Here is a 24,294-nt window from a genome sequence, read left to right on the forward strand (position 1 = left end):
CGACCCTTGGAAATTCATTCAATACGATAGAAGTAATTGGCGGAGCGGGAGGGATTCGAACCCTCGATACGGTTTTGCCGTATACTCACTTTCCAGGCGAGCGCCTTCGACCACTCGGCCACCGCTCCGCATGTCCCGGAAGTTGCGTGCCCTAGCGATTGGCGGGCCCCTAGGCAAGCAGGTGGTGCCGTGGCACTCTTCGCGCCATGCTGAAGCCGATCCTAGCGCTCGCCGCGTTCGCCGCCCTTCCCGCCATCGCCCAGACCGTCGCCGCCCCTTCGCCGGCCGACCCCGCGCCCGCGGACTGGAAGGCGATTCCCGACGACGAGATGTTGGTGATGACGCTGCAGGGCGGCCACCAGGTCTTCATCCGCCTCGCCCCGCGCTACGCGCCCGCGCACGTCGCCAACATCCGCAAGCTCGCCGAGGCGCATTGGTGGGACGGCACCAGCGTCTATCGCGTGCAGGACAATTACGTGACGCAATGGGGCGGCGGCGACGACAAGACCGCGCTCCCGCCCGGCGTGATCGAGAACCCGCCCGCCGAATATGAATGGCCCGGATTCGATGCCGTGCGGAGCTTCGCTTTCGCCAAGCGCGACAGCTATGCCGCGAAGACCGGCCTCAGCGCCGATGGCTGGCCGCTCGCCAATTATGGCGCGACCAGTTCGCTCACCCATTGCTATTCGATGGTCGGCGTCGCGCGCGACCTGGCGCCGTCCACCGGCAGCGGCGCCGAGCTCTACACGGTGATCGGTCATGCTCCGCGCCCGCTCGACCGCAACATCGCGATCGTCGGGCGGATCGTGGAAGGGATGCAATGGCTCTCCAGCCTGCCGCGCGGCACCGCCCAGCTCGGCGTCTATGCCAAGGACCAGGCGCCGACGCCGATCCTCTCGGTGCGCCTCGCCAGCCAGCTTCCCGCGGACGAGCGCCCGCACTTCCAGTATCGCGCGACCGACAATCCCCGCTTTGCCGCCTGGATCAAGGCGCGCGAGAATCGCGACGGCGCCTTCTTCACCGTGCCGATGGGCGGCGTCGACCTGTGCAACGCGCTGCCGGCGGTGCGCCGGGCGCCATAGACCCGCAAGGTCGTCATCCCGGCGAAGGCCGGATGACGAATTGGTCTTGCGGGCCGGAAGCTACTTCCCCACCCAGTCCGCGACCTGGGTGGCGACTTGGTTCGCCGCCTGGTTGAGGGCCTTGGCGACCAGATCGGGCTTCACCTCGGCGAGCGGCGCGCGCGCTTCGAAGCGGCGCTTCTGGAACTTGGTGGCGTCGTCGCCCTGCACCAGCAGCGCATCGAACTGGACGACCGCCTCGTTGCTGTCGGCATCCACGCCGAACTGGCGCAGCTCGCCCGAAAGCACGGCGCCGGGATCGATCTGCGACTGGCGATAGCTCAGCACCGGCCGCCCGGTGCGCGCCGAGATGGTGTCGCCCACGAGCCGCGCGAACAGGCGCGGCGGCGCTTCCACCCATTGCGCGTCCTTCACATAGGCGACGGCATTCTCGCCCGAATGGACCGGCACGCGCGTCGTCGCCAGTTCGTGCGGCACCGTGGGGAACAGCACGGTCACCGTGGTGCCCGAGGCCGGCGTCTGCACGTCGCCGGGCTTGATCTGCTCGGCGGCCTCGAGCGTGAGGAACGGCACCTTGGGCGGCTTGCCGCCAAAGGAGACGCAGCCGGAGAGCGTGGCGGCGAACGGGGCGGCCAGCAGGAGCAGGGCGAGCTTCTTCATCGCGGGCCTCACTTGTTGGGCTTGTAGTCAGGGAGCTTCGGGCTGCCGACCAGGCTGCTCGCGCCGCCCTGGTCGATCTTGTCGGCGACCGAGGACAGCGACTGCGCCATCTGGCGCAGATCCTGGATCAGTTGGCCGATCTCGGGCACCGTCTTCTTCGAGAAGGCCTGCACGCCCGGCCGGGCATCGCCTAGCATCGCCTCGAGCGTATCCATGCTCTTCTTGGCCGAGGCGATCGTCTGGTTGAGATTGGCGATGGTCGGCTTGACGTCGTCGGCCACCACGCCGTTGGTCGTCTTGGCCAGCTCGCCGATCTGCTCGGTGGCGGTGCCGAACTTCTGGATCGCGACCCGCGTCTCGGCAAGCGTGGCGGCAATTTCGGGCCCGCGATCGGCGAGCGCATCGGTCAGCCGGTTGGTGTTCGCCAGGATGCCGGCGATCGAGGCCTGGTTCTTGTCGCTCATCAGCTCGGTCAGCCGCTCGGTCAGCGTGGTCAGCCGCTCCAGCAGCTTGGGCGCCGAGGAGAAGATCGCGCCGAGGCCGCCGGGCTTGGTCGGGATCACGGGCACGCCGAGCGGGCATGCCGCCTCGGGGCGCTCGTGGGGGCATTTGATCGGCGGCGCGCCCTTCACGGCGCCTTCGAGCTGCACGGTGCTGGGGCCGGTGAAGCTGCTCTGGATCGTCGCGGTGGTGCCTTCGAGGATCGGCACCTCGTTGCGCACCGCGACGCGCACGCGCACCAGCTGGGGATCGGGCTTCCAGAACTCGATCGACTTCACCTGGCCCGAAGGCACGCCCGAGAACGACACCGCCGAGCCCGGATTGAGCCCGTCGACCGACTGGCGGAAGAAGATGTCGTACTCGCGCTCGTTGCCGCCGCTCAGCCGGGCGAGCCAGACGATGAACAAGGCGAGCACCGCGAGCAGGATCAGCACGACGGCGCCGACGAGCACGTGATTCGATCGAGTTTCCATCAGCCCCTGTCCTCAGCCCGATGCGCCTTGCTGCCGGCGACTGCCGCGCGCCCGCGCGGTCCGTTGAAATATTCCTGGATCCATGGGTGATCCAAGGCGAGCAGTTCGGGAATCGTTCCGACTGCGATCACTTTCTTGTCCGCGAGCACCGCGACCCGGTCGCAGATGGCGTAGAGCGTGTCGAGATCGTGCGTGATCAGGAACACGGTGAGCCCCAGCGTCTTCTGGAGCGAGGCGGTGAGCTCGTCGAACGCCGCCGCGCCGATCGGGTCGAGCCCGGCGGTGGGCTCGTCGAGGAACAGCAGCTCGGGGTCGAGCGCGAGCGCGCGGGCCAGGCCGGCACGCTTCTTCATGCCGCCCGAAAGCTCGGCGGGATATTTGGGCGCGGCTTCGGGCGGCAGGCCGGTCATCACCACCTTGTAGGCGCCGATCTCCTCGAGCAGCGCCTGATCGAGCTGCGGATAATATTCCTTGAGCGGGACCTGGACATTCTCCGACACGGTGAGCGTGGAGAACAGCGCGCCGCCCTGGAAGAGGATGCCCCAGCGCCTGCGGATCGCAGTCGCCTCGGTCTCCTCGCGGCCGATGGTGTTCTCGCCGAACACTTCGATCTCGCCCTCGATCGGCGTCTGCAACCCGATGATCGAGCGCATCAGCACCGACTTGCCGGTACCCGAACCGCCGACCACGCCCAGTATCTCGCCGCGCCGCACGTCGAGATCGAGCCCGTCATGGACGATCTGATCGCCGAAGCCGGTCTTCAGGTCGCGGACACGGATGACGATGTCGTCCCGCGAGGGGGAAGGGGCGGGGTCGCTCATATCCACCCGATCTGGCTGAAGAACACGGCGAAGAAGGCGTCGAGCACGATGACCAGGAAGATCGCCTGGACCACGGCGGTGGTGGTGCGCCGGCCGACCTGCTCGGCATCGCCCTCCACCTGCATGCCCTGGAAGCAGCCGGCGATGGCGATGATCGCGCCGAACACCGGCGCCTTGATCAGCCCGACCCACAGATCGTCGAGCGGCACGACTTCGCGGATGCGCTGGACGAAGGTGATCGGCGGAATGCCGAGCTGCACCCAGCAGAGCAATCCGCCGCCGATGATTCCGATCAATGCCGAATAGAAGCCGAGCAGCGGCAGCATCGTCACCACCGCGATCGTGCGCGGCACCACCAGCGCCTCCATCGGCGAGACGCCGATGGTACGCATCGCGTCGATCTCCTCGGTCAGCTTCATCGTGCCGATCTGGGCGGCGAAGGCCGAGCCCGAACGCCCGGCGACCATGATCGCGGTCATCAGCACGCCGAGCTCGCGCAAGGTGATGCGGCCGACCAGGTTGATCGTATAGACCTCGGCGCCGAACTGGCGGAGCTGCACCGCGCCCTGCTGTGCGATCACCACGCCGATCAGGAAGCTCATCAGCCCGATGATGCCGAGCGCCGAGACGCCGACCACTTCGAAGCGATGGACCGTCGCATGGAAGCGGAAGCGGCGCGGATGCGTCGCAACGTTCCAGAAGGCGATCACCGTGGCGCCCATGAAGCCGAGCAGGCCATAGAGCGTGTGCATCGCGGTGAACACCGCATCGCCGATCTCGGCAAGCAGATGGACGAAGGGGCTCTCCGGCTTGGGCGGCAGCTCGATCGGATGCTCGGCGGCGACGACCTGGTCGAACAGATGCTGGCTGGCCGGCTGGAGCCCTTCGACCGCCGCTTCCCTGTCGCGCGCGAAGCGATGGATGACCCAGGCGCCGACCGTGTCGATCCGCGCGACCTGCGACAGGTCGAGCCGCGCGACCTGGCCGTCGACGCGGTCGAGCCGGTCGGGAAGGTCGCCCAGGCTGGCGAGCGACAAATTGCCGGTGAAGCGGAGCACCGCCCCGCCGCTGTCGGAATCAACCCGTTCGAAGTCGGCCAGGACGCTCATCGCCGGCACCTTTCCGCGATTCGGACTGGATCGGCAAGCGTTGCCGCTCGTAGATGCTTCAATGCAGTTTCTCGCAATCTACGACATGGACAAGACCATCACCGCGGCGCCGACCTGGACGCGCTTCCTGGCCATGGCGGCCCGGTCTCGCGCACCCTGGCGGCTGGCGCTGTTTCCGGCGGTGGGCGTGGCCGGGGTCGCCTATCTGCTCAAGCTGACCGACCGCGCCGGCCTCAAGCAATTCTCGCAGCGGCTGCTGCTCGGCGGCGCATTGTCTCCCGACGAGATGGCCCGGCTGGCCCAGGCGTTCGCGGCGCGCGAAGCGGCGCACGGCGTGTTGCCGGGCGCGCGTGCCCAGATCGCGGCGGATCGCGCGGCGGGCTATCGCCTCGTCATGGCGACTGCCTCGCACGGCTATTATGCCGCGGCGATCGGGCGCCTGCTGGGCTTTGACGACGTGATCGCAACCGAGGCGAAGCGCGATGGGCAAGGCCGGATTCTCTCCCTGATCGAAGGGGACAACTGTTACGGGCCCGCAAAGCTCCGCCGGGTCGAAGGCTGGATGGCGGCACAGGGGATCGCGCGGGACGGCGCCCATGTCCGCGCCTATTCGGACCATGTCTCGGATGCGCCCCTGCTCGGCTGGGCGGACGAGGGATACGCGGTCAATGCGCATGGGCCGCTGCGCGCGCTCGCCGCGGAAAAGGGCTGGCCGCTGCTCGACTGGCGATAGTCCGGCGGCGGCGCTCCGGGCGAACCGGGTCCGCGGCACGCCGGGCAAGGGCGCGGCATTCATAGAAGCGCGTCGATCGTGTGGATGAGGACGCCGACCAGCCCGCCCACCAGAGTGCCGTTGATCCGGATATATTGGAGGTCGCGGCCGACGGCATTCTCCAGCCGGCCGGTGATCGTCCGCGCGTCCCAGCCCTTGATCGTGTCGGAGACGAGGCGGACGATGCCGTCGCCATAATCGGCCGCCGCGCCGACCGCGCTGCGCCGGGCGAAGCGGTTGATCGTCTCGGCGAGCTTGCGGTCCTGCTGCAGGGTGACGCCGAACTGGCGCAGCGTCTCGCCCATCCGGCCGCCCAGCGCCCTGCCGGGATCGCGGGCGAGGCGGAGCAGGGCGGCGCGGCTCGTCTCCCACAGCCCGTCGATCCAGCGCTGGAAGGCCTGGTTCTCGAGCATCTCGAGCTTGAACGCCTCCACCTTGTCGCGCAGCTCGGGCTTGTGCTGCAGATCGTCTGCGAGCCGTTCCAGCCCCTCCTCGGCCTTGGCGCGGAGCGGATGGCCGGGGTCTTCGGCCATTTCACCGAGCAGCCTGTCGAGCCCCTCGATGATCTTGTTGGCCAGCGTCTCGTCCAGCCCGGTCCAGCGCATCAGCCCGCCGGCGCGGTTGTGGACCATCTCGCGGATCATGTGCTCGTTGGCGTCGAGCACCTTGGCCGCCCAGCGGATCATGCCGTCCAGCAGCGGCAGGTGCCGGCCATTGGCGATGGCGGCGCCCAGCGCCTGGCCGAACAGGGGCGCCACGTCGATCGCGCGCAGCCGGGCGGCGATCGCGCCCTTGGCCATGCCGCCCAGCCGCTCCTGGTCGAGCGATTCGAGGAAATCGGCGGCCAGGCGCCCGGCGCTGCGCCCGATCCGGCCGTCGGCGTGCACCGGATTGGCGAGCCAGCGCCCCGCCGCGCCCGCCACGTCGAGCCGCTGCATCCGCCGGGCGACCACCTTGGGCGTAAGGAAATTGTCGCGCAGGAACTGGGCGAGGGTGCTCGCGATCCGGTCCTTGTTGCGCGGGATGATCGCGGTGTGGGGGATGGGCAGGCGGAGCGGGTGGCGGAACAGCGCCGTCACCGCGAACCAGTCGGCCAGCCCGCCCACCATCGCCGCTTCGGCAAAGGCGCGGACATAGCCGATCGCCGGATGGGCATGGTCGAAGGCGCGGGTGAGGAGGAACAGGGCGGCCATCGCCACCAGCAGGCCCGTCGCGACCAGCCGCATCCGGCGCAGGCCGGCGGGGACCGGCTCGGACGAAAGGGGAGTGCGCAACATGGTCACGCACTCCCCAATACATCAGACGGGATCAAGTTCACTCCGCGGGTTGCGGCGAATCGTCCCCGGGCTTGTGCTCGATCGTCCCGCCGCCATGGCCATGGCCGATCACGCGGCTGCCATCGTCGCCCGGCCGGAAGGTGAGCAGCCGGCGCGACAGCCGCGGCCCCAGCCATTGCTCGAGGCCGACCGCCAGGCTGAACAGCGCGGGCACCATCACCAGCGTGAGCAGCGTCGACAGGATCAGGCCGCCGATCACGGTGATGCCCATCGGCGCGCGCCACGAACCGTCGCCGTTCAGCGAAAGCGCGGTCGGGATCATGCCGGCGACCATCGCCACCGTGGTCATCAGGATCGGCTGGGCGCGCTTGTGCCCGGCATCGACGATCGCGGTGAACTTGTCGACGCCCTTGGCCATCTCCTCCAGCGCGAAGTCGATCAGCAGGATCGAGTTCTTCGCGACGATGCCGAACAGCATCAGCGCGCCGATCAGCACCGGCATCGAGATCGGCTGGCCGGCGATCCACAGCGCGATCAGTCCGCCCAGCGGCGCGTTGAGCAGCGAGCCCATGTTCACCAGCGGCGACATGAAGCGGCGATAGAGCAGCACCAGCACCGCGAAGACCAGGAACACGCCCGACATCAGCGCGATGACGAAGTTCTTCACCATCTCCGCCTGCCACTTGGCGTTGCCGACGGTCATTTCCGCCACGCCGATCGGCAGGTTCTTCATGATCGGCAGCTCGTGGATCTTCTGGAGCGCGACGCCCGAGACCACGGCCTTGCCCGTCTTGGGATCGGTCGCCAGGTCGGCGCCGACGACGACGCGCCGCTGCAGGTTCAGGCGCTCGATCTTGGTCGGACCGGTGCCGAAGGCGATGTCCGCCACGGTGCCGAGCTGGACCGAACCGCCATTCTGCGTCTGCACCGGCAGGTTCTTGATCGTGTCGAGTTTGGCGCGGGCATTCTCCTGCAGCGCCACCCGGATCGGGATCTGGCGATCCGTCAGCGAGAATTTCGCGCTGTTCTGGTCGATATCGCCCAGCGTCGCGATGCGGATCGCGCTGGAGAGCGCCGCCGTGGTGACGCCGAGATTCGCCGCCAGGTCGAGCCGCGGCTTGATCACGATCTCCGGCCGGTTGAGGTCGCCCGCGATGCGCGGCGCCACGAGCTCGGGCATCTTCGACATCTGCTCGACCAGCGTGAGCGCGGTCTTGGTGAGCAGCGCCGGATCCTCGCCGCCGAGCGTGATGGTCAGCGCGCGGCCGCTCGAGCCCCAGCCGCCCTGGGCGCGGAAGCCCACCCGCGCATCGGGGATCTTGAGCAGGTCGGGTGCCAGGCGGCGGGTGAACGCGTCGCTCGTCTCGGTGCGCTTGTCCTTGAAGATGACCAGCACGCGGCCGTTGCCGACGCCGGCGCGCTCGTAGAGATTCTCCACGTTCGGCTCGGCGCGCAGCCGGTCGGCGACCTGGCGGACGACGCGATCGGTCTGTTCCAGCGTGGTGCCCGGCACCATCTCGACATTGACGCTCACCTGGTCCTCGTCCTGCGTCGGCTGGAAGGTCATCGGCAGGATGAAGAAGAAGCCGACGGTCATCACCAGCGACAGGAAGAAGCCGAGGATCGCCGACCAGCGATGGTGCAGCGTCCAGCGCAGCAGCTTCACATAGGCGTCCATGATCGGGCCTTCGCCGTGCGACGCATGGCCCTTGGCCTTGAGGAAATAGGCGGCGATCATCGGCGTGACGAGGCGAGCCACCGCAAGGCTCATCAGCACCGAGGCGACGACCGTCAGGCCGAAATTCTTGAAGAACTGCCCCGAGATGCCGGGCATCAGGCCCACGGGCAGGAACACCGCGACGATCGACATGGTGGTGGCGAGCACCGCGATGCCGATCTCGTCGGCCGCGTCGATCGACGCCTGATAGGCCGATTTGCCCATGCGCATGTGCCGGACGATGTTCTCGATCTCCACGATCGCGTCGTCCACCAGCACGCCTGCCACCAGCGAAAGCGCCAGCAGCGTCATCTGGTTCAGCGTGAAGCCCAGCAGGTCCATGAACCAGAAGGCCGGGATCGAGGAGAGCGGAATGGCGAGCGCCGAGATCACCGTCGCGCGCCAGTCGCGCAGGAAGATCAGCACCACGATGACGGCGAGCACGGCGCCCTCGATCATCGCTTCCATCGCCGAATCATATTGCTGCTCGGCGTATTTGCTCCAATTGGCCAGCAGTTCGAAATGAACCTTGTCGTTGTTCTTCTCGAGCTGCTTCAGCTTCTTCTGGGCCTCGTGATAGATCGTCACGTCCGACGCGCCCTTGGCGCGCTGGATGTCGAACGAGATCACGGCATGGCCGTTGAACCGCGCCGCGCTGCGCAGCTCGGCATAGCTGTCGGTCACGCTGGCGATGTCGGCCAGGCGGACGGTACGGCCGCCGCCGAGCGCGATCTGGGTCTGGCCGAGCGAATAGGCGTCCTTGGCGTTGCCGAGCACGCGGACCGACTGCTCATAGCCGGAGATCTCGGCGCGCCCGCCCGCCGCGTTCATGTTCACCTGGCGCAGCTGCTGGTTCACCTGGCTGGCGGTGAGACCATAGGACTGGAGCCTGGCCGGATCGAGCTGGACGCGGATCTCGCGGTTGACGCCGCCGTTGCGGTTCACCGCCGACATGCCCTCGATCGAGAGCAGGCTCTTGGCGACCGTGTTGTCGATATACCAGCTCAGCTGCTCGACCGTCATGTCGGGCGCGATCGCGGTGAAGCTGGCGATGTCGTTGTCGCTGGCCGAATCGACGCGGCCGATCTGCGGCTCCAGGATGCCGTCGGGCAAGTTGCCGCGGACCTGCTGGATCGCGCTGCGCACATCCTCCACCGCGCGGTCGATCGGCGTGCCGATCGCCAGCTGCACGACGGTCTGCGAATTGCCCTCGGTCACCGTCGAGTTGATCTCGTCGATGCCCTGCAGGCTGCGTACGGCGCTTTCCACCTGCTGGGTGATCTGCGTCTCGAGCTCGCTCGGCGCGGCGCCCGGCTGGCTGATCGAGATCCAGACGATCGGGAAGTCGATGTCCGGATTGTTGTTCACGTCCATCCGGTTGAAGCTGACGAGGCCAGCCACCGTGAGGAACAGGAAGAGGACGATCGGCGGAACCGGGTTCCGGATCGCCCAGGCGGAGATGTTCCGGAAGCTCATGACCTGCGACCCTTACTGCTTCTTGAGGAGCTGGGGGATGACCTTCTGCCCCGGATTCAGGAACGCGCCCGCAGTGAGCACCACGCGCTCGCTGCCGGCCAGGCCCTGGGCGATCGAGACGCCCGCATCGGTCACCTCGCCGGTGACGACCGGCGTGCGGACGGCCTGATTCTTGGCATCGAGCGTATAGACGTAATTGCCCTGCGCGTCGGTCTGGATCGCGGACTGGGGCAGGATCACCGCATCCTTCGCGCCGGTGACGATCTGCGTGCTGGCGAAGCCGCCCGGGCGCAGTGCCGGATCATAGCTGAGCTGGATGCGGGCGATGCCCTGGCGGGTGCTCGGATCGATCACCGGCGAGACCTGCCACACCGTGCCGCTGAACACCTGGGTGCTGCCGGTCGGCGTGACCTGGGCGGTCGAGCCGACATGGGTGCGCAGGAGATCCGCCTCGGCAAGCTGCGCGCGCAGCTCCATCTGGCCGCCCATCGCCATGCGGAAGAGCACGCCCGAGCCGCCGCTGACGATCTGGCCCGGCTCGACCTGGCGCGTGAGCACCAGGCCGGCTTCCGGCGCGCGGATGTCGAGCCGGTGGTTGCGCGCCTGGGTCTCGGCCAGCTGGGCGCGGGAGACGCGGACGCGGGCGGAGGCCTGGTCGCGCGCGGCGGTCAGCCGGTCGATATCGGCCTTGGAGACGAAGCCGTTCGAGACCAGGCCCTTGGCGCGATCGAGGTTGGCCTGGGCGAGCTTGGCATCGGCTTCCGAGACGCGCACGGAGGCGGCGAGCGAATCGGCGGTCTGCACCTGGACCGAGCGATCGACGGTGGCGAGGACCTGGCCCTTGGCGACCCAGGTGCCCGGCTCGACGAGCACGCGCGTGACGAGGCCGCCCTCGCCGACCACGCCCACCGGCATCTCGCGCTTGGCGGCGAGGCTGCCGGTGCCGCTGATCACCGTCTGGACCGACTGGCGGCCGGGAATGGCGATGGTGACGGTGGGGATCTGGGACTGGTTGGCCTGCTGGGAGCCGCCCTTGCCCGCGGCCGCCTTGGTGGCGGCGCCGTCCTGCCTGCCCATCATGAAATAGGCGGCGATGCCGATCAGCACCACCACGGCCAGCGTGATCCACAGCCAGCGCCGCGACTTCGGCGCTTCCTCACCACTATATTCCAGCCGCTCCTGTCGTCCGAACATCCCTGCCTCGTAATTCATGTGCGACATTCCGATCCGGCCGAATGGCCGCTGCCCCCAATGAGATCGCACTGTATTAGATGAATAAGGCACCGGCCACAAGAGCCGTTTCGCTTGGGGCGGGCAAATGCCCGTTTCGGTCTTATTTCGCAAGTATCCGGAATGTTTCCCGAACCATTTCCGACAAGAAACGGTTGCATTGGCGGCGTTACGGCGCGACGTTCGCGCGCGGTCCGGGGGAGACGGACCTAGATCGAGGAGGGATTCAATGCCTCATGGGATTATTGGGTGGCTGCTCATCGGCCTCGTCGCCGGAGCGCTTGGCAAGCTGATCATGCCGGGCAAGGACCCCGGCGGCGTGATCGTCACGATCCTGATCGGCATCGCCGGCGCGCTGCTGGCTTTTTATCTGACGCCGATGCTCGGCCTCGACGTGCGCGACAGCACCTGGCAGGCCTATGCCGCGGCGACTGCCGGCTCGGTGGTGCTGCTGGCGCTGTACCGGCTGGTGATGGTCCGCCGGGTCTGAGGGCCTTTTTCCGTTCAGCTTCCATTTGTCCCGCGTGCGGCAAGCCGGGCGCGGGACAAATCGTTTTTGGAGCGTATCGAATGATTCGGACTGTTCTTGCCACTTCCGCCGCGCTGCTCACGGCTGCGGCGCTGCCGGCCGCCGCGCAGCAGGAAATGCGCCCCGTGCTGCTCGACGGCACGGTGCTCGACGTGAGCGCCACCGGGATCAGCACCAGGGTGCCCGATCTGGCGGTGATCCAGGCGGGTGTCGTCACCCAGGCGGCGACCGCTGCCGAGGCGATGCAGCAGAACAGCGCGCAGATGACCAGGGTGCTGGCCGCGCTGCGCAAGGCCGGCGTCGCCGAGCGCGACATCCAGACCGCGACGATCGGCCTCGCGCCGCAATATCGCTATGCGCAGAACGAGCCGCCGGTGATCACCGGCTACCAGGCTACGAACCAGGTCTCGGTCCGCTTCCGCGACGTGGCGAAGAGCGGCACGATCCTCGACACGCTGGTGCGCGAGGGCGCCAACAACATCTCGGGGCCCGAGCTGACGGTCGACAAGCCCGAGGGCGCGCTCGACGAGGCGCGGGTGGACGCCGTGACGAAGGCGCGGGCGCGGGCCGAGCTCTATGCCCGGGCGGCGGGGCTCAAGGTCGATCGCATCCTGGCGATCTCGGAGAGCGGGGCGCTGCCCAATCCGCCGATGCCGGTGATGATGATGCGCGTCGCCGCGGCGCCGATGGCGGACAAGACCGAAGTGGCGGCGGGCGAGCGCGAGCTCAACGTGACCGTCACCGTGCGCTTCCTGCTCAAGTAGCCGGACGTGAAAAGGGGCCGTCCCTCGCGGGGCGGCCCCTTTTGCGTGCGGGCGTCGTGGTTCAGCGCAGCGAGCCGCGGCGGACCAGGTTGACCAGCGCGAGCAGGACGATCGCGCCGACCAGCGACACCAGGAACGTCGTCGGCGTGATGGCGCCGTTGATGCCGCCGCCGCCGAACAGCCAGCCGCCGATAAAGGCGCCGACGATCCCGACGATCACGTTCAGGAAGATGCCCTGCTGGGCATCGGTACGCATCACGATGCTGGCGAGCCAGCCGACGACGCCGCCGATGACCAGCCAAACGATAAGACCCACCATAAGTCCCTCCGTTGTTTCGGCCCGTTGATCGGGCGACGAAACAAAAATGAGTGGACGGTCATGTTGGTTCCGTACCGAAATTTTCGGCCGGCCCGGAACTTTTCCGCGAAGCCCCGAAAGAAAACGGCCCGTTCCGGCAAGCCGGGAACGGGCCGATATTGCGCCTTTAGGGAGATGCTCAGTATTTCTGCTGGCGCTCGTAGAGCGAGCGATAATGCTGGATGCGGGTCACCCGCAGGCCGGGCATGCCCGAGCGGTCGATCGCGCGCTGCCAGCCCGCGAATTCCTCGACGGTGAGGCCATAGCGTTCGCAAACCTCGTCGACGCTGAGCAGGCCGCCGTTCACGGCCGCCACCACCTCTGCCTTGCGGCGCACGACCCAGCGGGTCGTCTCGGGCGGGGGAAGCGTCTCGAGCGTAAGCGGCTCGCCGAGCGGGCCAATCACTTTCGCCGGACGGATCTTTTGATTCTCAATCATCTACTCGCCTTTCGGGGCGGGGGCCCCCGCTACGCAAACTCTACGAACGACCGATATTCGCTGCTCTTGAACATCGGCTAAATCGCCTCGGTAAATTCGATCTTCATTCTTCCTGCCGCCTGGCGAGCGCACGCGCCGCGAGGCGGTGAAACGCCCCGTGCGCGGGAGCGAGCAGCTGCTCGACCGGCGCGATCAGCGCCAGCCGGGCCTGCGCGCGCGCCGTGGGGCTCGCCGCCTGGCGCGCCGCCACGCCGACCAGCAATACCGCCAGTTCGGTCGGCATGGCCGTGATGGCCACATCGCGTTCCAGTCTGGCGAAACTCAGGTCCACGCTCTCTTACCCATCCGACAGGTCGATTTCGGATGAGGCGTTCTAGCCCAAAGTCTTGAAGGGTCCGTAAAGCAGGTGAAAACGCGCGCTTAACCAGCGTTACCGGAATCCCACCGGGGTGGCGCGCCGGCCCGCGAACGCCTAAATGCGCGCGATCATGATCGCAGGAGACTTCCAGCTCGAAGCGCCGCTGAAGGCCAGGCGCATCGTCGTCGCCATGTCGGGCGGCGTCGATTCCTCCGTCGTCGCGGCGCTCGCCGCGGCCACCGGCGCCGAGACGATCGGGGTGACGCTCCAGCTCTACGACCATGGCGAGGCAGTGGGCCGCGCCGGTTCCTGCTGCGCCGGCCGCGACATCCGCGACGCGCGGGCGGTGTGCGACCGGCTGGGGATCGCGCACTATGTCTTCGACCATGCCTCGCGCTTCAAGACCGAGGTGATCGACGATTTCGCCGACGAATATCTCGCCGGCCGCACCCCGATTCCCTGCGTGAAGTGCAATATGGGGCCCAAGTTCACCGATCTGTTCGCGCTCGCCCGCGACCTGGGCGCCGATTGCCTCGCCACCGGCCATTATGTCCGCCGAGTCGCCGGCGCGCAGGGTGCCGAGTTGCACCGCGCGCACGATCCGGCGCGCGACCAGAGCTATTTCCTGTTCGCCACCACGGCCGCGCAGCTCGACTTCCTGCGCTTTCCGCTGGGCGGCATGCCCAAGCCGCGCGTGCGCGAACTCGCCGCCGAGCTGGGCCTGGGCGTCGCCGCCAAGCCCGACAGCCAGGACATCTGCTTCGTTCCCGACGGCGACTATGCCAGCCTGGTGAAGAAGCTGCGCCCGGAGGCGGAGACGGGCGGCGATATCGTCGACGAAGCCGGCGCGCTGCTGGGACGGCACCGCGGGCTGATCCATTTCACCGTCGGCCAGCGCCGCGGGCTCGAGATCGGCGGCGCGCCCGAACCCTATTATGTCCTGCGCCTCGATCCCGAGACCCGGCAGGTCGTCGTCGGCCCCAAGCGGGCGCTGGCGGTGCGTGCGGCGCGGATCGAGGGGATCAACTGGCTGGGCGGCGATCATGCCGGGCCGCTCACCGCCAAGGTGCGCAGCCTCGCCAAGCCGGTGCCGGCCCGGCTGGAGGGCGACCGCGTGGTGTTCGAAGTTCCCGAATATGGCGTCGCGCCCGGCCAGGCCGCCGTGCTCTACGCGGGCGATCGCGTGCTGGGCGGGGGCTGGATCGCCGAGACCGAGCGGGCCGAGCTGCTCCTGGCCTGAGCCGCGCGCGCATCGCCGGAGTTTGCAATCGGCAGGATCGCCCCCAGGGCATCCGGCCTATTTCAGGAACGCCACGATCGCATCGGAAGTGGCTTCGGGCTGTTCTTCCATCAGCCAATGGCCGGATGCCGGGATCACCACCTGGGTCACGTTGGTCGCCGCGGCCCGCGCCACCGTCGCCATGGTCGGCCCGAACGACTTCTCCCCGCCGATCGCCAGCACCGGCATGGTCAGCTTGCCCCGGGCGAGCAGCGCCCGATCGTCGATCGCGTCCTGGTCGAACGCGGCGAACTGGCTGAACCCGGCATGCATTGCACCCGGCAGCGCATAGAGCGCCGCATAATGGACGCGCGAGGCCTCGTCGAACTTCGCCGGGTCGGCCGAGAACTCGTTCCAGAAACGATCGAGATAGATGCGCTCGCGCCCGGCGACGAGGCGCTCCATGTCGGGCCCGCCGAAACGGAAATGCCAGAGCAGCGGGTTCTCGAGGATCTCCTTCCAGGGGCCGATGCCCGGGATCGGCGCGTCCATCAGCACGAAATGCGGGACGCGCGCCGGATAGCGGGCGACGAACGCATAGCCGACCATGTTGCCGATATCGTGCGCCACCACGTCCACCCGGTCGACGCCGAGCGCGGCGAGCACGCCCGCCACATCCTCCGCCTGGTTCTTCTTGTCATAGCCGCCCGCGGGCTTGGCCGAGAGGCCCAGCCCGCGCAGATCGGGCACGATCACCCGGTGGTTGCGCACCAGCCGCGCGGCCAGCGGCTCCCACATGTCGCCGGTCTCGCCATAGCCGTGCAGCAGCAGCACCGCCGGACCGCTGCCGCCGATGCGGACATGGAGGGTGGTGCCGTTGGTCGCGATTTCCCGCGTGGTGAAATCGGCGGGATAGGGCGCCACCTGCGCTGCCGCCGGTGGGGCGCATGCGAGCGCCAGAGCTGCCAAGCCAGATTTCCACATCGCATTTCTCCTCCACAGAGGGATGATGATTCGCCCGGGCCGCGATGATGACTCCGAAACGATCCCCACGCCAATCCCGCCGGCCGTGGCCCGGCGGCGGCGCTTTGCGCAGACGGGATGTCGTGTGTTATATGAGTGGTACACAAGGGAGAAATGCATGTTCCTGGCCGCCGCACTTGCGCTGCTCGTCCCCCAGTCCGCGCCCGCTTCCCCGGATTCCGCGCTGCTCGCCGAAGTGAAGGTCGCCGATGCCGCGTTGTTCGACACCTTCTTCGAGCGCTGCGATCCCGCTCGGCTGGCATCGCTGGTGACGCCCGATTTCGAGATGTATCACGACAAGGACGGTGTGGTGGCGACCAGCGGCTCGGCGTTCGTGGCGCTCTACACCAAGCAGTGCGAGGCCCGGAAGGCGCCCGGCGCCTGGCGCAGCCGCCGCGCATTGCTGCCCGCGTCGCTGCGCGTCGATCCGGTGCCCGGCTATGGCGCGATCGAGGAAGGCGACCATTTCTTCTACGAGCGGCACGGCGACGGGCCGGAGAAGCTGGTGGGCCGCGCGCATTTCGTCCAGCTGTGGAAGAAGGCGCCGGACGGCTGGCGGGTCGCGCGGATCTTCAGCTACGCGCATCGGGCGGTGGACTGACGCGCTCAGCCCAGGGTGCGCAATCGCTCCACTTCCGCGACCACGGCGCGCCATGCCCGGTCGGGCATGAAACGTCGGCGCCCCACGACCAGGCGGTGTTCCCAGCCTCTTGCAGCGACTTCGATTATGCGCTCGCGGACGAAGTCCGGATGCCAGCCGGCCCATTCGCCGGCGATATCGAGCAAGTTGAAATAGAAAGCCGGGCGCACCTCCCAGCGCAGCGCGGCTTCGGCGTCCGCGAGGTCATATCCGCCTTCGACGATCCTATGCGCGACATGCGGCACCTGAAGCATCGCGTCGGTGTCGAGGAACAGGTCCGCCAGGGCGATCCAGAGCGGCAGGCGCCGCGCGATCCGGGCCTCGTCCCAGCGGGACGTCAAAGCACGAATTCTCCCATGATCACCGTCGCGCATTTGCCGCCTAGGATCACACGGTCCCCGGCCAGACCGCAGGCGAGGCGGCCGCCGCGCTTCGAGGCCTGGAAGGCGCTGAACGTGTCGCGGCCCAGGCGCTTCGCCCAATAGGGTGCGAGCACCGAATGCGCCGATCCGGTGACCGGATCCTCGTCGATGCCCGCGGCGGGTGCGAAGACGCGGCTGATCACGTCGGTGTCGGTGCCCGGTGCCGTCACGATGTTGAGCGTATCACCGATCGCGGCGAGCGCGGCGAAATCGGGGCGCAGCGCCAGTACCGCCTCGGCGCTTTCCAGCACGGTCAGGTCATAGCCATTGGGATGGCGCAGCGTCTCGCCCAGCCCGACGCCGAGCGCGGCGAGCAGGCCGGGCACCTCGGCGGGCGCGGGCGGATAGGCGGGCAGGGCCATCGCATAGCCGCCGGCGGCCGCGTCGCGGCGCACTTCGAGGATGCCGGCCCTGCGGGTGCGGAAGGTGACGCGATCGCGCGCCGGCTCGGCGGAAAGGACGAAATGCCCGCTCGCCAGCGTCGCATGGCCGCATAGCGCGACTTCGACGGCGGGCGTGAACCAGCGCAGCTCGAAATCGGCCGCGCCGCTGGCATCGGGCAGGAGGAAGGCCGTCTCGGAGAGGTTGTTCTCCTCCGCGATCTGCTGGAGCACCGCGTCCGCCAGCCATTCGCGCAGCGGCATGACCGCGGCGGGATTGCCGGTGAAGGGGCGGTCGGCAAAGGCGTCGATCTGGGCGAAAGGCAGGTTCACTCAGTTGTCCTTCAGCAGATTGGCTTCGATCATCGGGTTCTCGGGGGCGTCGCAATGGCCTTCGGGGTCGACATGGATCAGGATCTCGGTGCCCGGAAAGGCCGCGCCCAGTTCCTTCTCCAGCGCTTCGACCACGTTATGCGCCTGCTGGATCGTCATCGCCGGGTTCATCGATATGTGGAACTGGACGAAGTCGGCGGCGCCGCTGCTGCGGGTGCGCAGGTCGTGCAGGCTCTTGAGCGCCGGATTGCGCGCGGCGACTTCGACAAAGGCGCGGCGCTTCTCCTCCGGCCATTCCTTGTCCATCAGCTGGTTGATCGCCGCCTCGCTGGCGCGCCAGGCGCCGAACAGCAGCCAGAAGGCGATGGCGATGCCGAACAGCGGATCGGCGCCGACCATGCCCCAGGCATCGAGCACCAGCGCGACGATCACCGCGCCGTTGAGCAGCAGGTCGGACGTATAGTGGATTCGGTCAGCGCCGATGGCGACCGATCCGGTCCGGTCGATGACATGCTGCTGGTAGCGCGTGAGCGCGAGCGTGACGACGATCGCGATCATGCTCACGGCGATGCCCGATTCGGGCGAGGCGGAAACGTCGCCGCCCTGCAGCCGCGTGATCGCGCGCATCAGGATGGCGAGCGCGGAGATGGCGATCACCACCACCTGGAAGAGCGCGGCCAGCGCCTCGGCCTTGCCGTGTCCGAAGCGGTGCTCCGCGTCGGCGGGCTGCGAGGCCCAGTGCACGCCGGCCAGCGTGACCAGCGAGGCGAACAGGTCGAGCACCGAATCGGCAAGGCTGGCAAGGACGGCCACCGAGCCCGTCTCGACCGCGGCCCAGGCCTTGAGCGCGCCGAGCAGGATCGCGCTGCACACGCTGGCGATCGCAGCGCGGCGGGCGAGGTTGGTCATGGCCGGCCGCTCACGGGTAGAGCAGGCCTTCGGACCAGCCCTGGCCGGCGCGGGCGAACAGCCGGCGCTCGTGCAGGCGATGGGCGCGGTCCTGCCAGAATTCGATCCGGTGCGGCGTGACGCGGTAGCCGCCCCAGTGCGGCGGGCGCGGCACGTCCCGTCCCTCGAAGCGGGCCTTCATTTCCTCGAAGCGGGCCTCGAAGGTCTCGCGCACATCGAGCGGGCGCGACTGGTCCGAGGCCCAGGCGCCGAGCTGCGAATCGCGGCCGCGAGTGGCGAAATAGGCATCGCTCTCGGCATCGGTGGCGAAGCGCACATCGCCCTCGATGCGAACCTGGCGGCGCAGCGACTTCCAGTGGAAGAGCAGCGCGACTTTCGCGCCCTCGTGCAGGTCCTGCGCCTTGCGGCTCTCGCGGTTGGTGTAGAAGACGAAGCCTTCGGGGCCATGCCCCTTGAGCAGCACCATCCGGGCCGAAGGCTGGCCTTCCGCGTTCACCGTCGCCAGCACCATCGCGTTCGAGTCGTTGGGTTCGCTCTCGCGCGCTTCGCGGTACCAGCTGTCGAACAGTTCGAACGGATCGGTGCTCATGCAGGGGGCTCTAATCGTCCCCCGGCCGAGTGTCGAGGAACGACTCCCTTGCTGGCACATTGAATCTGCTTCGGAACGAGGAGGCGAGGATGGCGGCGCGTGCCTATCGGCAGGGACAGTTGCCTGGGCCGTCCGGCCCGGCAATCGAGATAAGCAGCCGCGAGCGGGTGATCTTCCCCGGCGACGGCCTGACCAAGGGCGACCTCGCCGACTATTATCGCGCCGTCGCTCCGATCCTGCTGCCCTGGCTCGCCGGCCGCCCGGTCAGCCTGGTTCGCTGCCCCCAGGGCTTGGGGCAGGCCTGTTTCTTCCAGAAGCACGACGCCGGCAGCTTCGGCGAGCATGTCCATCACGTCGATGTGCGCGAGAAGGACGGCTCGATCGAGCCCTATCTCCATGTCGACGATGCCGATGGGATCATGGCCTGTGTCCAGATGGGGACGATCGAATTCCATGGCTGGGGCAGCCTGGCCACCGATATCGAGAAGCCGGACCGGCTGGTGTTCGATCTCGATCCCGACGAAGGGCTCGACTGGGCCGATGTCAGGAAGGCCGCGGCCGATCTGAAGGAGCATCTCGCCGAACTGGGGCTGACCAGCTGGCCGATGCTGTCGGGCGGCAAAGGCGTGCATGTGGTGGCGCCGCTGGTGCCCAAGGCGGAATGGCCCGAGGCGAAGGGCTTCTGCGAGCGCTTTGCCCAGGCGCTCGCGGAAGCCGAGCCGGATCGCTTCACCGCCAACCTCAAGAAGGTGCACCGCAAGGGCAGGATCTTCATCGACTATCTGCGCAACCAGCGCGGCAGCACGGCGGTGCTGCCCTATGTGGTCCGTGCCCGCAAAGGCGCGCCGGTGGCCGCGCCGCTCAGCTGGAGCGAGCTGCGCGACATCGACGGCCCCGGACATTTCACGCTTCGCGACCGTGCCGAGCTGATCGAGCGCGCGACCGGACGGGCGCTCGCGGGATGGGGCCTGGCCGACCAGGTGCTGCCGGAGGTCTAGGCTGGATCGGCGTTCAGCGACACGAGGATGCCATCCGTTTCGCTCCCCTCAGGGAGAGGAATTCCGAATGCCGACACGGCCTAGCCCCTCCGTCGCAGCCGGGTTCCCAGCCATGCCCGGATCGGCAGGTCCCACCAGGCCTGGGCCGCCCAGGCGACCAGCAGGAGGAACGGTACCAGCGCGACGCCGATCGCCACGAGCTCGGCCTGCGAGGCGCGGCCGGTCGCGACGAAATTCATCCAGACATAGAGGAAGGGGAAGTGCGTGATGTAGATCGGATAGGAGATGCGGCCGCTCGCCTTGCACAGCCACAGCATGCCGCGCCCGGGCTCGGAATGGCGGCCGGCAACGAGGATCGCGGGGAACAGCAGCACCACGCACGCCGCTTCGTAGAGCCCGTTGAGCTTCACCCCGCCCACCGCCGGCAGTGTCGGGAAGGCCGTGGCGGCCAGCATGACCAGCGACAGCGGCAGCCAGCCGATACGCAAGTTCGGCAGGCGCTCACGTACCCGATAGAGCCACAGGCCGGTGACGAACGGGAAGCACAGGCGCACCGGTGCCATCCAGAAGGTCTCCCAATAGGAGCCCTGGTCGAGCGAGCCCAGCATGCCGGCGCTGACCACCAGCACCGCGCCGCTCAGCACCGCCAGCACGGCCAGCGCCGTCGCCGACAGGCGGCGCAGTACCAGGGCATAGGCGAGGTTGCCGATATATTCCTGGAACAGCGTCCAGATGGGCCCGTTCAGGGGATGGGTGTCGGTCCAGCGATTGGGCAGCGACCAGCTGGGCAGCGCGAGCAGGCACAGGGCGAAGGCACCGAGCACCGCGCGCAGCGGCACCGCCTGGGCCTGGCCGGCAAAGGGATCGAGCAGATAGCTGGCCAGCCCGAGCAGCGCGCCCAGGATGACGAGCGGGTGCAGCCGGACCAGGCGCAGCACGAGGAACCCCCTGGTGCGCATTTTCCCCCAGCGATCGTCATAGGCATAGCCGATCACGAATCCCGACAGCGCGAAGAAGAAGTCCACGGCGAGCGGCGCATGGTGCAGCACTACCCGGGCGCCGTCCCATTTCACCGTGATGCCCTGGATGTGGAACAGCACCACGATCAGCGCAGCGGTTCCGCGCAGGCCGTCCAGCACCTCGAAATGCGCCTTGCCGGTGGCCGTCCTGTCGGGCGCGTCCGGTTGTCCCGTCGCGATCGCTTCGCCTGCCATCCTGTCAACGCTGTCGGCCACCCGGTCCCTCTCCTTGGTGCTTTGCCCGGATTGGTGTCTGCTCGCCGGACAAACTGCAAGGCCGATCGCGATCTAAGAGAGGGTGGCCATCACTAGTTGCAAACGATTCTTAATATCACTAATGGCCCTGGCAAGGCGTGCGGGACGGCACGCGCGTTGATTTGAAAAGGGGTCGCCGACTTGAACGTGAAGCTTTCCCTCTGCCTGGGCGTGGCGCTGGCCGTGCTGGCCAATCCTGCCTTCGCCCAGACGGAAGACGCCGCGAAACCGGCCGAGGATGGCGAGATCGTCGTCAGCGGCCGCTACACGCTGCCCGACAAGATCGACACCGCGACCGGCCTGGGCCTGACCGTGCGCGAGACGCCGCAATCGGTGAGTATCGTCACCGCCCAGCGCATCCTCGACCAGAATCTGATCAGCATCGCCGACGTGATCCAGAACGGCGTGGGCGTAACGGTCAACGAAGTCGACGACGTGCGGAACAGCTTCTACGCGCGCGGCTTCGAAATCCGGAACACGCAGCTGGACGGCGTGCCGACCAACTGGACGCTGGCCGGCGGCGCGGGCGAGACCAATATCGACGTGTCGATCTTCGAGCGGGTCGAGATCGTGCGCGGCGCGACCGGCCTGCTGAGCGGCGCGGGCGACCCCTCCGCCTCGGTCAACCTGGTCCGCAAGCATGCCGATGCGCGCGACTGGGGCGGCTATGTCAACGCCAGCTATGGCAGCTGGAACACCTGGCGGATCTCGGGCGATGTCGGCGGGGCGATCACCGCCGACGGGCGGGTCCGCGTTCGCGCGGTCGGCCGCTACGAGCAGGGCGATTCCTATATCGACCTCTACAGCAACAAGAAATTCGTACTCTACGGCGTGATCGACGCCGATCTGACCGACGATACGCTGCTGCGCGTCGGCATCAGCCATCAGGAGGCCAGGCCCGACGGCGCGACCTGGGGAGCGCTGCCCACCTTCTACAGCGACGGCAGCCTGACCCGCTGGCCGCGCGACAAGACGCCGGCGGCGCCCTGGACGCGCTGGGACACCACCAACCAGAACATCTTCGCCACGATCCGCCACGAATTCAGCGATCGCTGGAGCATCGTCGCCAACTACAACCGCGTGAAGAACGCGCAGCAGACCGAGCTGCTCTATCTGTCGGGCCTGGTCGACAAGGCGACCGGCCGGATCCAGTTCGCCTTCCCCTACAAGGACCGGGGCAACAACATCCAGAACAGCTTCGACGGGCAGATCAAGGGCCTGGTCAATCTGTTCGGGCGCGACCATGAGGTGGTGCTGGGCGCGCTCCACAGCACGCAGGACCGCGACACCGCGACCTTCGCCGCGCTCACCTTCCCGCCCGGCACCGATTTCGAGCGGTTCGGCGGCAGCGCCTATCCCTATCCCGGCTTCTCGACCACGCCGGCGGTGGGCGAAAAGACCAAGATAACGCAGGAAGGCTATTATGGCGCGGTGCGCCTGAACGTCTCGGACCAGTTGAAGATCATCGGCGGCGGGCGCCTGGCGAGCTGGAACATCACCGGAGTCCAGTTCGGCGTGGCCACCGACTATGGCAACAGCAACGAATTCATCCCCTATGTCGGCGCGCTGTACGACATCGCGCCCAACCACCGGCTCTATGCGAGCTACACCCGCATCTTCCAGCCGCAGAACGCCCGCGACCGGAATTTCAACCTGCTCGCGCCGCTGGACGGCAAGGCCTATGAGATCGGCCTGAAGAGCGCCTTTTTCGGCGAGGCGCTGCAGACCTCGCTCGCGCTGTTCCGTATCGAGCAGGACAATGTCGCGCAGAACGACATCGTCGTCACGCCGCCGAACGGCGGGCTGCCGCAGCAGACCTATGTCGCGGCGCAGGGCGTCACCAGCCGGGGCTTCGAAGTGGAGATCACCGGCCGGCCGCTGCCCGGCTGGAACGTCAATTTCGGCTATAGCCAGTTTAAGGCCGAAGATCGGGGCGGCGTACCGGCCAACACCGACCAGCCGCGGCGGCTGCTCAAGCTGTTCACCACCTACACGGTCGATCGCCTGACCTTCGGCGGCGGCGTCAACTATCGCAGCCAGGCCTATACGCCGAGCACCAACCCGGTGACGCTGGCGCCGTTCGATTTCCGGCAGGACGGCTATGCGCTGGTCAACCTGATGGCGCGTTTCGCAGTGACCGAGCGGCTCCAGCTGCAGGCCAATGTCGAGAACCTGCTCGACAAGACCTATTACAGCCAGGTCGGCTTCTTCAGCCAGTATCGCTACGGCGCGCCGCGCAATTTCACCGTGAGCGCCAATTACCGCTTCTAGGCAATCCGGACGGGAGAGACGAGATGAAGACGCTGTTCCTTGCTGCCATCGCCATGCTGGCGGCCATCCCCGCGGCGGCGCACGAAGTCTGGATCGAGCAGGACGGCAAGGGGCCGGCGCGCATCTATCTGGGCGAGCCGGCCGAGGCGGTGCCCGCCGAGGGGGATCCCGAATGGCACCACCTCCAGAATCCGCGGCTGATCGGCGCCACCGGCACGCTGACGCGCCGGGCCAACCATATCGAGGCGGCGGTTTCCGGCGGCGGCGACCTGCGGGTGCGCGACGATGCGGTGTTCGCGCCCTGGCAGGCGGGCGACGCGAAGCAGGGCGCGATCTTCTATGCCCGGGCCGGCCGCACGGAGACGGGGCACAAGCTCGATCTCGAACTGGTGCCGGTGGCGGCGAACGGCGACACGTTCACGCTGTTCTTCCGCGGCACGCCGCTCGCCCATGCCAAGCTCTCGATCGTCACGCCCGATCGCTGGCAGAAGCATTTCGCCACCGATGCCGCCGGGCGGATCACCGTGCCCCGGCTCGGCAAGGGCCGCTATCTGGTCGGCGCCTCGCACGTCGAGCATGCGCCGGCGAAGCTGGGCGGCCAGGACGTGGCGAGCGTGATGCACGTCTCGACGCTCACTTTCTTGCGCTGAACCGAACCGGGGCGCCGCAT

24 protein-coding genes, 1 tRNA gene and 1 pseudogene are annotated in these 24,294 nt (G+C 67.9%); 9 read left to right on the forward strand and 17 right to left on the reverse strand.

The features are described 5' to 3' along the window. Positions 1-37: 37 nt before the first annotated feature. Positions 38-128: transfer RNA gene (locus CAP40_RS03385), tRNA-Ser, on the reverse strand. Between the two features lie 78 nt (positions 129-206). Here CAP40_RS03385 and CAP40_RS03390 point away from each other — a divergent pair. Further along, a complete protein-coding gene (locus CAP40_RS03390) occupies positions 207-1,082 on the forward strand; it encodes a peptidylprolyl isomerase (protein ID WP_086127922.1) in 876 nt (291 codons plus the stop codon). A 60-nt stretch (positions 1,083-1,142) separates the two neighbouring features. Here CAP40_RS03390 and CAP40_RS03395 read toward each other — a convergent pair whose 3' ends face one another. Genes CAP40_RS03395 through CAP40_RS03410 form a run of 4 tightly spaced genes read right to left on the reverse strand, consistent with a single transcriptional unit; the run spans position 1,143 to position 4,646 of the window. Then, positions 1,143-1,742, reverse strand: coding sequence for an ABC-type transport auxiliary lipoprotein family protein (locus tag CAP40_RS03395; RefSeq protein WP_086127923.1), 600 nt, complete (start codon positions 1,740-1,742; stop codon positions 1,143-1,145). A gap of 8 nt (positions 1,743-1,750) precedes the next feature. After that, positions 1,751-2,716 (reverse strand): MlaD family protein, encoded by a 966-nt coding sequence (locus tag CAP40_RS03400; protein WP_086127924.1) that lies wholly within the window; start codon positions 2,714-2,716, stop codon positions 1,751-1,753. Next, the gene (locus CAP40_RS03405) at positions 2,716-3,537 is read right to left on the reverse strand and encodes an ABC transporter ATP-binding protein (protein ID WP_086127925.1); all 822 of its coding nucleotides are present in this window, start codon (positions 3,535-3,537) and stop codon (positions 2,716-2,718) included. Before CAP40_RS03405 ends, CAP40_RS03400 begins: the two co-directional genes overlap by 1 nt. Then, positions 3,534-4,646: an ABC transporter permease gene (locus CAP40_RS03410; protein ID WP_086127926.1), complete on the reverse strand. Its 1,113-nt coding sequence runs from the start codon at positions 4,644-4,646 to the stop codon at positions 3,534-3,536. Before CAP40_RS03410 ends, CAP40_RS03405 begins: the two co-directional genes overlap by 4 nt. 61 nt (positions 4,647-4,707) lie before the next feature. On the opposite strand from CAP40_RS03410, the gene CAP40_RS03415 reads away from it, so the two are divergent. Next, positions 4,708-5,379 (forward strand): HAD family phosphatase, encoded by a 672-nt coding sequence (locus CAP40_RS03415; protein WP_086127927.1) that lies wholly within the window; start codon positions 4,708-4,710, stop codon positions 5,377-5,379. A gap of 59 nt (positions 5,380-5,438) precedes the next feature. Here the strand turns inward: CAP40_RS03415 and CAP40_RS03420 are convergent, their stop codons facing one another. The 3 genes from CAP40_RS03420 to CAP40_RS03430 all read right to left on the reverse strand — a co-directional run bounded on the left by CAP40_RS03420 (position 5,439) and on the right by CAP40_RS03430 (position 11,100). After that, complete coding sequence (locus CAP40_RS03420) at positions 5,439-6,644, reverse strand: DUF445 domain-containing protein (RefSeq protein WP_086127928.1); 1,206 nt, start codon at positions 6,642-6,644, stop codon at positions 5,439-5,441. A gap of 88 nt (positions 6,645-6,732) precedes the next feature. Further along, the gene (locus tag CAP40_RS03425; protein ID WP_086127929.1) at positions 6,733-9,888 is read right to left on the reverse strand and encodes an efflux RND transporter permease subunit; all 3,156 of its coding nucleotides are present in this window, start codon (positions 9,886-9,888) and stop codon (positions 6,733-6,735) included. A gap of 12 nt (positions 9,889-9,900) precedes the next feature. Next, on the reverse strand, positions 9,901-11,100 hold the full coding sequence (locus CAP40_RS03430; RefSeq protein ID WP_086128431.1) for an efflux RND transporter periplasmic adaptor subunit: 1,200 nt from the start codon (positions 11,098-11,100) through the stop codon (positions 9,901-9,903). A 247-nt stretch (positions 11,101-11,347) separates the two neighbouring features. On the opposite strand from CAP40_RS03430, the gene CAP40_RS03435 reads away from it, so the two are divergent. Both CAP40_RS03435 and CAP40_RS03440 read left to right on the forward strand, forming a co-directional pair. Further along, a complete protein-coding gene (locus CAP40_RS03435) occupies positions 11,348-11,608 on the forward strand; it encodes a GlsB/YeaQ/YmgE family stress response membrane protein (protein WP_086127930.1) in 261 nt (86 codons plus the stop codon). Positions 11,609-11,688: 80 nt separating this feature from the next. After that, the gene (locus tag CAP40_RS03440) at positions 11,689-12,411 is read left to right on the forward strand and encodes an SIMPL domain-containing protein (RefSeq protein WP_086127931.1); all 723 of its coding nucleotides are present in this window, start codon (positions 11,689-11,691) and stop codon (positions 12,409-12,411) included. A gap of 61 nt (positions 12,412-12,472) precedes the next feature. Here CAP40_RS03440 and CAP40_RS03445 read toward each other — a convergent pair whose 3' ends face one another. The 3 genes from CAP40_RS03445 to CAP40_RS03455 all read right to left on the reverse strand — a co-directional run bounded on the left by CAP40_RS03445 (position 12,473) and on the right by CAP40_RS03455 (position 13,506). Then, positions 12,473-12,727, reverse strand: coding sequence for a GlsB/YeaQ/YmgE family stress response membrane protein (locus tag CAP40_RS03445; protein WP_086128432.1), 255 nt, complete (start codon positions 12,725-12,727; stop codon positions 12,473-12,475). 181 nt (positions 12,728-12,908) lie between these two features. Then, positions 12,909-13,208, reverse strand: coding sequence for a DUF1153 domain-containing protein (locus CAP40_RS03450; protein ID WP_086127932.1), 300 nt, complete (start codon positions 13,206-13,208; stop codon positions 12,909-12,911). 103 nt (positions 13,209-13,311) lie between these two features. After that, the gene (locus tag CAP40_RS03455) at positions 13,312-13,506 is read right to left on the reverse strand and encodes a hypothetical protein (RefSeq protein WP_306298540.1); all 195 of its coding nucleotides are present in this window, start codon (positions 13,504-13,506) and stop codon (positions 13,312-13,314) included. Between the two features lie 190 nt (positions 13,507-13,696). Here CAP40_RS03455 and mnmA point away from each other — a divergent pair, with 190 nt between their 5' ends. After that, positions 13,697-14,806 (forward strand): tRNA 2-thiouridine(34) synthase MnmA, encoded by a 1,110-nt coding sequence (gene mnmA, locus CAP40_RS03460; RefSeq protein WP_086128434.1) that lies wholly within the window; start codon positions 13,697-13,699, stop codon positions 14,804-14,806. A 57-nt stretch (positions 14,807-14,863) separates the two neighbouring features. Here mnmA and CAP40_RS03465 read toward each other — a convergent pair whose 3' ends face one another. Beyond that, positions 14,864-15,754, reverse strand: coding sequence for an alpha/beta fold hydrolase (locus CAP40_RS03465; protein ID WP_256923999.1), 891 nt, complete (start codon positions 15,752-15,754; stop codon positions 14,864-14,866). 172 nt (positions 15,755-15,926) lie between these two features. Between CAP40_RS03465 and CAP40_RS03470 the strand changes: the two genes are divergently transcribed. After that, positions 15,927-16,409, forward strand: coding sequence for a nuclear transport factor 2 family protein (locus CAP40_RS03470; protein WP_086127934.1), 483 nt, complete (start codon positions 15,927-15,929; stop codon positions 16,407-16,409). A 5-nt stretch (positions 16,410-16,414) separates the two neighbouring features. Here the strand turns inward: CAP40_RS03470 and CAP40_RS03475 are convergent, their stop codons facing one another. From CAP40_RS03475 to pdxH, 4 genes are read right to left on the reverse strand one after another with little or no spacing between them, the layout of a single operon-like run. Further along, entirely contained in the window at positions 16,415-16,789 is a 375-nt protein-coding gene (locus tag CAP40_RS03475) for a hypothetical protein (protein WP_086127935.1), read from the reverse strand. After that, complete coding sequence (locus tag CAP40_RS03480) at positions 16,786-17,583, reverse strand: PhzF family phenazine biosynthesis protein (protein WP_086127936.1); 798 nt, start codon at positions 17,581-17,583, stop codon at positions 16,786-16,788. The genes CAP40_RS03475 and CAP40_RS03480 overlap by 4 nt, the downstream gene beginning before the upstream one ends. After that, positions 17,584-18,492: a cation diffusion facilitator family transporter gene (locus CAP40_RS03485; protein ID WP_086127937.1), complete on the reverse strand. Its 909-nt coding sequence runs from the start codon at positions 18,490-18,492 to the stop codon at positions 17,584-17,586. Between the two features lie 10 nt (positions 18,493-18,502). After that, positions 18,503-19,081, reverse strand: a complete 579-nt coding sequence (gene pdxH, locus CAP40_RS03490) for a pyridoxamine 5'-phosphate oxidase (RefSeq protein WP_373384814.1) — start codon at positions 19,079-19,081, stop codon at positions 18,503-18,505. Positions 19,082-19,224: 143 nt separating this feature from the next. Here pdxH and ligD point away from each other — a divergent pair. Then, positions 19,225-20,079: pseudogene (gene ligD / locus CAP40_RS03495) on the forward strand (non-homologous end-joining DNA ligase); the annotation flags it as partial. 80 nt (positions 20,080-20,159) lie between these two features. On the opposite strand, the gene CAP40_RS03500 reads toward ligD, so the two are convergent. Next, positions 20,160-21,314, reverse strand: coding sequence for an acyltransferase (locus tag CAP40_RS03500; RefSeq protein ID WP_256924000.1), 1,155 nt, complete (start codon positions 21,312-21,314; stop codon positions 20,160-20,162). Between the two features lie 180 nt (positions 21,315-21,494). Here CAP40_RS03500 and CAP40_RS03505 point away from each other — a divergent pair, with 180 nt between their 5' ends. Both CAP40_RS03505 and CAP40_RS03510 read left to right on the forward strand, forming a co-directional pair. Continuing rightward, a complete protein-coding gene (locus CAP40_RS03505; protein WP_086127939.1) occupies positions 21,495-23,624 on the forward strand; it encodes a TonB-dependent siderophore receptor in 2,130 nt (709 codons plus the stop codon). Positions 23,625-23,647: 23 nt separating this feature from the next. Continuing rightward, positions 23,648-24,274, forward strand: coding sequence for a hypothetical protein (locus CAP40_RS03510; RefSeq protein WP_086127940.1), 627 nt, complete (start codon positions 23,648-23,650; stop codon positions 24,272-24,274). Positions 24,275-24,294 lie beyond the last annotated feature (20 nt).

This window comes from Sphingomonas sp. IBVSS2, from assembly GCF_002127225.1.
In the GTDB taxonomy this organism is placed as follows: Bacteria; Pseudomonadota; Alphaproteobacteria; order Sphingomonadales; family Sphingomonadaceae; genus Sphingomonas.